This window comes from Promineifilum sp. (SeqCode), from assembly GCF_041918635.1.
In the GTDB taxonomy this organism is placed as follows: Bacteria; Chloroflexota; Anaerolineae; order Promineifilales; family Promineifilaceae; genus Promineifilum.
The window spans coordinates 1-6,758 of the sequence record NZ_JAYRVJ010000219.1 but is presented as its reverse complement, the minus strand read 5'-3'; the positions used below and the strand labels follow the sequence as shown (position 1 = coordinate 6,758).

Genomic DNA, 6,758 nt, shown 5'->3' with positions numbered 1-6,758 from the left:
TGTGTTCCGCGTTGTCACGACCGGCGCGATCATCTGGCGCAAGGGGTACGAGTACGCGCTGATGGGTGTGCGCCAACTGGTCGAGCGCGGCGCGCCCATCCAATTCGACATCATCGGCGCGGGCGACGAGACGCAGCGGCTACTGTTCACCATCCAGGACTTGGAGCTAGGAGATCACGTGCGCTGGCTCGGCCGCCTGCCCACAGCCGAGGTTGTGCGCCACTTGCAGTCGGCCGACGTCTTCCTGTTTTCCAGTCTCAGCGAGGGCATCGCCAACGCCGTGCTGGAGGCGATGGCGTGCGGGCTGCCGGTTGTCACCACCAACGTCGGCGGCATAGGCGAGGCGGTGCGCGACGGCGTCGAGGGCTTTCTAGTTCCACCCTACGATGCGCCGGCTATCGCCGACGCGCTGGAGTGTCTGTGGCGCGAGCCGGTTCTGCGGGCGCGGATGGGCGCCGCTGGCCGTGAACGCGTCGAGCGCGATTTTCGCCTGGACGATCAGGTAACGGCCTTCGCCGAGCTGTTCCGGAGGGTAGCCTGAGCCATGCGACTGATCATGATGGTCCCCGGCTTCCCGCGTCTGTCCGAGACGTTCATCGTCAACAAATTTGTCGGCCTGGTCGACGCCGGCCATGACGTGCATCTCGTCTACCAGAACGACGAGATCGCCACGCAACCGTGGGACATCTTCCCGGCGCTGAACGAACGGCCGGAACTGAGGGCGCGCGTTCACCGCCAGTGGCGGCACGATCCCGCCTGGCTAGTGGCGCTCCTGTGGCTGCCGGCCCTGATAATGACCTTCCTGCGCGCGCCACAGGCGACGGCGCGCTACTGGCAGCGTGGGCTGCGGCGCTATGGGCTGGCTATCTTCAAGCGATTCTATCTGGATGCCGCTGTGATCGCGCTATTGCCCGACGTTATCCATTTTGAGTTCGGCGCGCTGGCGGTCGGCCGCACCTATCTGAAAGCGCTACTGGGCTGTCGCCTGAGCGCCAGCTTTCGCGGCTACGACATCAGCTACGTCGGGCTGGAAAACCCAAGCCACTATGACGCGCTCTGGCGCGACGCCGACGCGCTGCACTTGCTGGGCAAAGACCTGTGGCGGCGGGCATTGCGGCGCGGCTGCCCGCCCGACAAGCCGCACACGTTCATCCCGCCGGCCATCGACATTCACTACTTTGCGGGTGACTTGGGCGGCCATGAGCGAAGTCCTGTCGGCCCTGACCGGCCGCTGCGTATCCTGAGTGTTGGCCGGCTGGAATGGGTTAAGGGGTACGAGTACGCCCTGCGCGCGGCGCAGTTCTTGCGCGACCGGGGTGTCCCGTTTGAGTATCGCATCATCGGCGAAGGCAAGAGCCTGGAGGGGCTGACCTTCACGCGCTACCAGTTAGGTCTGGAGGCGTGTGTAACCTTTTTGCGCGCCCAACCGCATCAGGTGGTCACCGAGCAGATGCGCTGGGCCGATGTGTTCTTGCACGCCGCCGTGTCCGAGGGCTTTTGCAATGCCGTGTTGGAGGCTCAGGCGATGCGCCTGCCGGTGGTCACCAGCGACGCCGATGGGCTGAGCGAGAACGTGATGGATGGGGTGACCGGCTTCGTCGTCCCCCGGCGCGACCCGGCGGCGCTGGCCGACAAGCTGGCGCTGCTGGCCGGCGACGTCGAGGCGCGCCGCCGCATGGGCAACGCCGGGCGCGAGCGGGTGCGCACCTTCTTCCAGTTGCCGCAACAGATCGCCGACTTTGGTCGCTTCTACGAGGAAATGGTGACGCGCCATGCGGATTGACCTGATCTGGATCGCCGGCGGGAACGGCGGCCCCACGTGGAGTTTGGGGCAGACGCACATGACGGGGGCCACGCCGGCAGCCGTGGCTGCGGCCGCCAAGGGTGTCGATCTAGACGCTGAGTTCGTCCTGTTCTGGGATGCCGCGCTGGGCGCGCCTGACACGGCGGCTGTTATTGCCGCCGCCCGGACGCCGGGCGACGTGTTCCACGCCGGGTTAGCGCTGGGCATGGGCGGGTTGCCGCGCCTGATCGACTACGTCGATCCCGTCTGGCGCTTCAATCGCGACCCTGACCCGGCTCTGGGGCGAGATGCGCCCGCCGGTCCGACCTCGTGGCGGCTGTCTCTGCGAACCTGCCTGGTGCGAGCGGCCGTGCTGCGCCGGCTGGGCGGCCCGGATGCGGCGTTCGAGACGCTGGCCGGGGCGTCGCTGGAACTTGGCCACCGCTGGATAGCCCGCGGGGCGATGATGAGGCATGCGCCGGGGCTGCTGTCCGATTCCATAGCACAGGATTCTTATCCTGTGGCAAGAACACAGGATAAGAATCCTGTGCCACACGTCACTCTGGCCGACGAGTTCCGCTTTGTGCGGCGGCGCTATGGCCGCATGTGGGCCGGCTGGGCGTGGTGGCGCGCGCTGCGGCACGGCGCGCCCATCGTTGCCGCCACTCGAGCCTGGCGGGCAGGGGCGCAAGGGCGCAGGGGGGCAGGGGGGCAGGGGCAAGCGGCCACCGACCAACAATCAACGACCAACGACCAACGACTCGCCTTGCCAGTCGCCACCGTCTCCGTGCTCATCCCGACACTCGACCGCTACCCGCATCTGTTCAACCTGTTAGACCAGCTGCGCGGGCAAACCGTGCCGCCGCTGGAGATCATCGTGGTCGATCAGACCGATATGGCTGTTCGCGACACCACGTGGCCGGAGCGGTTCACCGATCTGCCGTTGCGCGTCTTGTGGCGGGACGTGGCCGGACAATGCTCGTCGCGCAACGCGGGGCTGGCCTGTGTGCGAGGTGAGGCAGTGCTGTTTCTGGATGACGACGACGAAATCCTGCCCGATCTCATTGAGCAGCACTTGATGTTCCTGGCGCGCTTCGGCGTTGATGCCTCCTGCGGCGTGGCCGAAGAGCTTGGGGCGGGAGCGCTGCCGGCCGAGTTCCGGATCATCCGCGACAGCGACGTGTTCCCCACCAATAATTCGCTACTGCGCGTCGCTGCGCTGCGCGATTCCGGTCTATTCGACCTGGCCTATGAGCGCGGCGAGCGGGCCGACGCTGACGTTGGCATGCGCCTCTACCTGGCCGGCAAGCAACTGGCCCTCAACCCGGCGGCCTCGGTCGTCCATCTGCACGCGCCGCGCGGCGGCCTGCGTCAACACCGCGCGCGTGTCGTCACCCGCGCCGCCGGCCGCGCCGGCTTCCGCCGCCATCTGCTGGCCCCGACCGAGGGGTATCTATGGCAGCGCTACTTCACGCCGGCCCAGGTGAATGAAGCATTGCTCATCCGCACCGTGGGCACACTGCGCGGTTCAGAACGCGGCATACGGCGGCTTCTACGTGCCCTCGCTATGTTCATTCTGTTGCCAGATACGTGGCGACAGAATCGCGCCCGGCTGGCCCAAGGCCGCGCTTTGCTGCGCGACCATCCATCTATTGTGCCCTTCAACCCTGTGAGAAACCGGGTGGAGGAGCCGGCCTCGGCCGGGGAGTTATTGGCTGTATGAGTCCTTCGCCTCACGCTCCGGCGCGCCCGGCCGCGCCTCCTGTAATCAGCTCGCCTGCGGGCCATCCGCCCGGCCACACCGGTAATCCGGCGCGCGACCTGGTCGCGTCCCCCAATGTGCGCATCTTCCTTTTTCTGCTAGCCCACGTGCCGCTGGCGGCGTTGGCCAGCGCCTCGCCCTGGGCGGCGACGGCCCACGCCGCGCTGGCCGTGCTCTATGGCCTGCGCGCGGCCCTGCTCAAGCGCCCTCACCAGGTGGCCTATGCGGTAACTTATATCGCCGCCAGCGAGGTGTTGTGGCGCATGGCACAGGCCCATTTGCTGTGGGAGTTTGCCAAGTATGCCATCGTGCTGATCATCTTTGTGGCCCTGGTTGTAGAGTGGGGGCGAGATGCCGGCGAGCGCCGTCTGCGGACGGTGTGGCCGATGCTGTTGCTACTGGCGCTAATGCCGGGGGCGGTGCTGACCATCCTGGAGGTTGGCCTGGGCGAGGCGCGCGATCCGCTCAGCTTCAACCTGTCCGGTCACCTGGCCTTGATCATGCTGGCGCTCTACCTGTGGGCGCGGTCGATGGACCGGGACGTGGCGGTTCGCGTCCTGCTGGCCTTGATGGCCCCGATCCTGACGATCACGTTTGTCGCCGTCTACACGACGCTGACCGAACTAAACCTGCTTGCCTTTCAGGGCGAATCGAACTGGATCACCAGCGGCGGCTACGGCCCTAATCAGGTTTCCAACATGCTGGGGCTGGGCGCGCTGGCGGGCGTCATCCTATTTACCCTGATGCCGCGACGCGGCGGGCCTCGCCTGACCATCATGGTCATCACGCTGCTGATGCTGGGTCAGGCGCTGCTGACATTTTCGCGCGGCGGCGTCTACAGCTTCGGCGTGGGGCTGGCCTTCTTCGGCTTTCACCTGATGCGCAGTCGCGGCGGCCGGCGGCGTTTCCTGGTGCTGTTCGTCCTCTTTGCCGCGCTACTCAGCGCCATCGTTTTTCCTTCATTGGACAATTTCACCGGCGGCACGCTGGCTGAACGCTTCCAGGATACGGATACCACCGGCCGGCTGGAGGCGGCGCAGGCCGATATGCGGGCCTTCCTCGATAACCCGCTGGTCGGCGTGGGCGTGGGACAGGCCGTCGACTACCATCGCGAAGTGCTCGGCATGTCGGTGGCGGCCCATACGGAACTGACCCGACTGCTGGCCGAACACGGGCTGTTCGGCCTCCTGGCGATCGCCATCATGGCGGTCATGCTCATCTCGCGCTATCTAGGCAATCGACCCGGCCTCAGCCGCGCCACAACAGCCGCCCTCGCCGTCTGGTCGATGTCGATCACCCTCCACACCGCCATGCGCGTAGTAGCCGTGCCGCTGGCCTTTGGACTGGCGCTTGTCGCCTGGCGTCTGGACGCCGGGGCAGATCAGCCGGAAGATACATCGGTAGGGGTGGAGCCGCATGTCTACCCCCCAGAGGCCACACGGGCCAGGGTAGACCGGCCCATTCACCCGACGCCCGTCAACAAGGAGGCGAACCGCCGATGAGCCGCCCGCGCCTGCTACTGCTTAGCAGCGAGTTCCCGCCCGGCCCCGGCGGCATCGGCGCCCACGCCCACCAGCTGGCGCGCCACCTGACGCGCCTGGGTTGGGCCGTGGACGTGGTCGCGCCACAGAGCTACGTCTCGGCCGCCGCGCGCGACGCCTTCAACCGCGCCCAGCCGTTCGACGTGACGCCGCTGCCCGAACGGGGGCGCGGCCTGTGGTGGGTTGACCGGCTGCGCCTGGTGTCAGGGATCGTCCGTGACCGGCGGCCCGACGCGCTGGTCGCCACCGGGCAGCGGGCGCTGTGGCTGGCCGCGGTCGTGGCCGTCCGCCACCGGCTGCCCTGGCTGGCCGTCGGCCACGGCAGCGAGTTCCAGACCCGGCCCGTCGCCCGCCGGCTGACGCGGGCGGCGCTGGAGCGAGCCGGGGTCGTGGTGGCCGTCAGCGACTACACCGCCGGCCTCATCCGTGACGCCGCCCGCCCGCGCCGCCTGGTTGTCATCCCCAATGCCGCCGACGGCGAGCGCTACCGGCCGGCCGCCGGCCCGGTCGAAGCGCGCCGCGAACTGGGCTTGGAGGGCCGGCGCGTCCTGCTGACGGTTGGTCAGGTGGGCGAGCGCAAGGCGCAGGACGTGGTCATTCGCGCCCTGCCGCGCGTCGTCGCCGCCTGCCCCGATGCGCTCTACGTCATGGTCGGGTTGCCGCGGCGTGAGGCGGAATTCGCCGCGCTGGCCGCCGAGCTGGGCGTGGCCGACCACGTGCGCTTCGCCGGCATGGCTTCCGACGACGCGCTGCTCCGCACCTACCAGGCTGCCGACCTCTTTGTGCTGGTCAGCCGGCGCACGGCTGGCGGCGACGTGGAGGGGTACGGCATCGTCGTCCAGGAGGCGGCGCTCTGCGGCTTGCCAGCCGTCGTCAGCCAGGGTTGCGGTCTGACCGAGGCTATCCAGGAGGGCGTCACCGGTGTCAGCGTGCCGCCGGACGACCCGGAGGCCACGGCCACGGCCATCATCGGCCTGTTGCGCGACGACGCCCGCCGCGCCGCCATGGGCTGCCAGGCGCTCGAACTGGCCGCGCGCGCCACGTGGGCCGAGCGGGTGGCGGAGTATGAGGCGCTCTTGCGCGAGTTGGCGCAAGTGGATGCAGGGGAGCAGGGGAGCAGGGGGGCGGGGGGGCAGAGGATCGCTGCTGCCGATTAGCGACCGCCGACTACTGGCTTACTGAATACTGACCATGCGACTCCTGATCATCTCCCACACTCCGCATTACCACGCCGACGGCGGCTACGCCGGTTGGGGTGCGACCGTGCGCGAGTTGGACTATCTGGCCGAGTTGTTCGATGAGGTGGTACACGTCGCGCCTGTCTATCCCGGCGCGTCGCCCGGCGGCACACAGCCCTACACCACCGACCGCTTGCGGCTGCGGCCGGTCGCGCCGGCCGGCGGGGAGTCGCCGTGGGACAAGCTGGACATTTTGCGCGCCTACCCGCATTACAGCCGGGTCATCCGTCACGAGATGGTCCGCGCCGACGCGGTGCACGTCCGCTGCCCGGCCAACATTAGCTTGCTGGCGTTGCTCCTGTTGCGCGGCGCGGGCGCGCCGCCCTATCGCTGGGTCAAGTACGCCGGCAACTGGCGGCCGGACGGGCCGGAGCCGCGCACCTACCGCTGGCAGCGCCATTGGCTGGACGCCAACCGCCACGGCGGCGTGGTCA

Annotated in this window: 6 protein-coding genes; all 6 read left to right on the top strand. The window is 68.3% G+C overall.

Features of this window, described 5'->3' with window-relative positions; translation table 11 throughout:
* On the top strand, positions 1 to 541 hold a 541-nt coding region (locus tag ACE3UY_RS07540), incomplete at its 5' end, for a glycosyltransferase (protein ID WP_374686928.1).
* A gap of 3 nt (positions 542 to 544) precedes the next feature.
* Entirely contained in the window at positions 545 to 1,783 is a 1,239-nt protein-coding gene (locus ACE3UY_RS07535) for a glycosyltransferase (RefSeq protein WP_374686927.1), read from the top strand.
* Positions 1,773 to 3,506, top strand: coding sequence for a glycosyltransferase family 2 protein (locus ACE3UY_RS07530; RefSeq protein ID WP_374686926.1), 1,734 nt, complete (start codon positions 1,773 to 1,775; stop codon positions 3,504 to 3,506). The genes ACE3UY_RS07535 and ACE3UY_RS07530 overlap by 11 nt, the downstream gene beginning before the upstream one ends.
* On the top strand, positions 3,503 to 5,047 hold the full coding sequence (locus ACE3UY_RS07525) for an O-antigen ligase family protein (RefSeq protein ID WP_374686925.1): 1,545 nt from the start codon (positions 3,503 to 3,505) through the stop codon (positions 5,045 to 5,047). The genes ACE3UY_RS07530 and ACE3UY_RS07525 overlap by 4 nt, the downstream gene beginning before the upstream one ends.
* On the top strand, positions 5,044 to 6,243 hold the full coding sequence (locus ACE3UY_RS07520) for a glycosyltransferase family 4 protein (protein WP_374686924.1): 1,200 nt from the start codon (positions 5,044 to 5,046) through the stop codon (positions 6,241 to 6,243). The genes ACE3UY_RS07525 and ACE3UY_RS07520 overlap by 4 nt, the downstream gene beginning before the upstream one ends.
* 34 nt (positions 6,244 to 6,277) lie before the next feature.
* A partial coding sequence (locus ACE3UY_RS07515) for a hypothetical protein (protein ID WP_374686923.1) occupies positions 6,278 to 6,758 on the top strand: 481 nt, incomplete at its 3' end.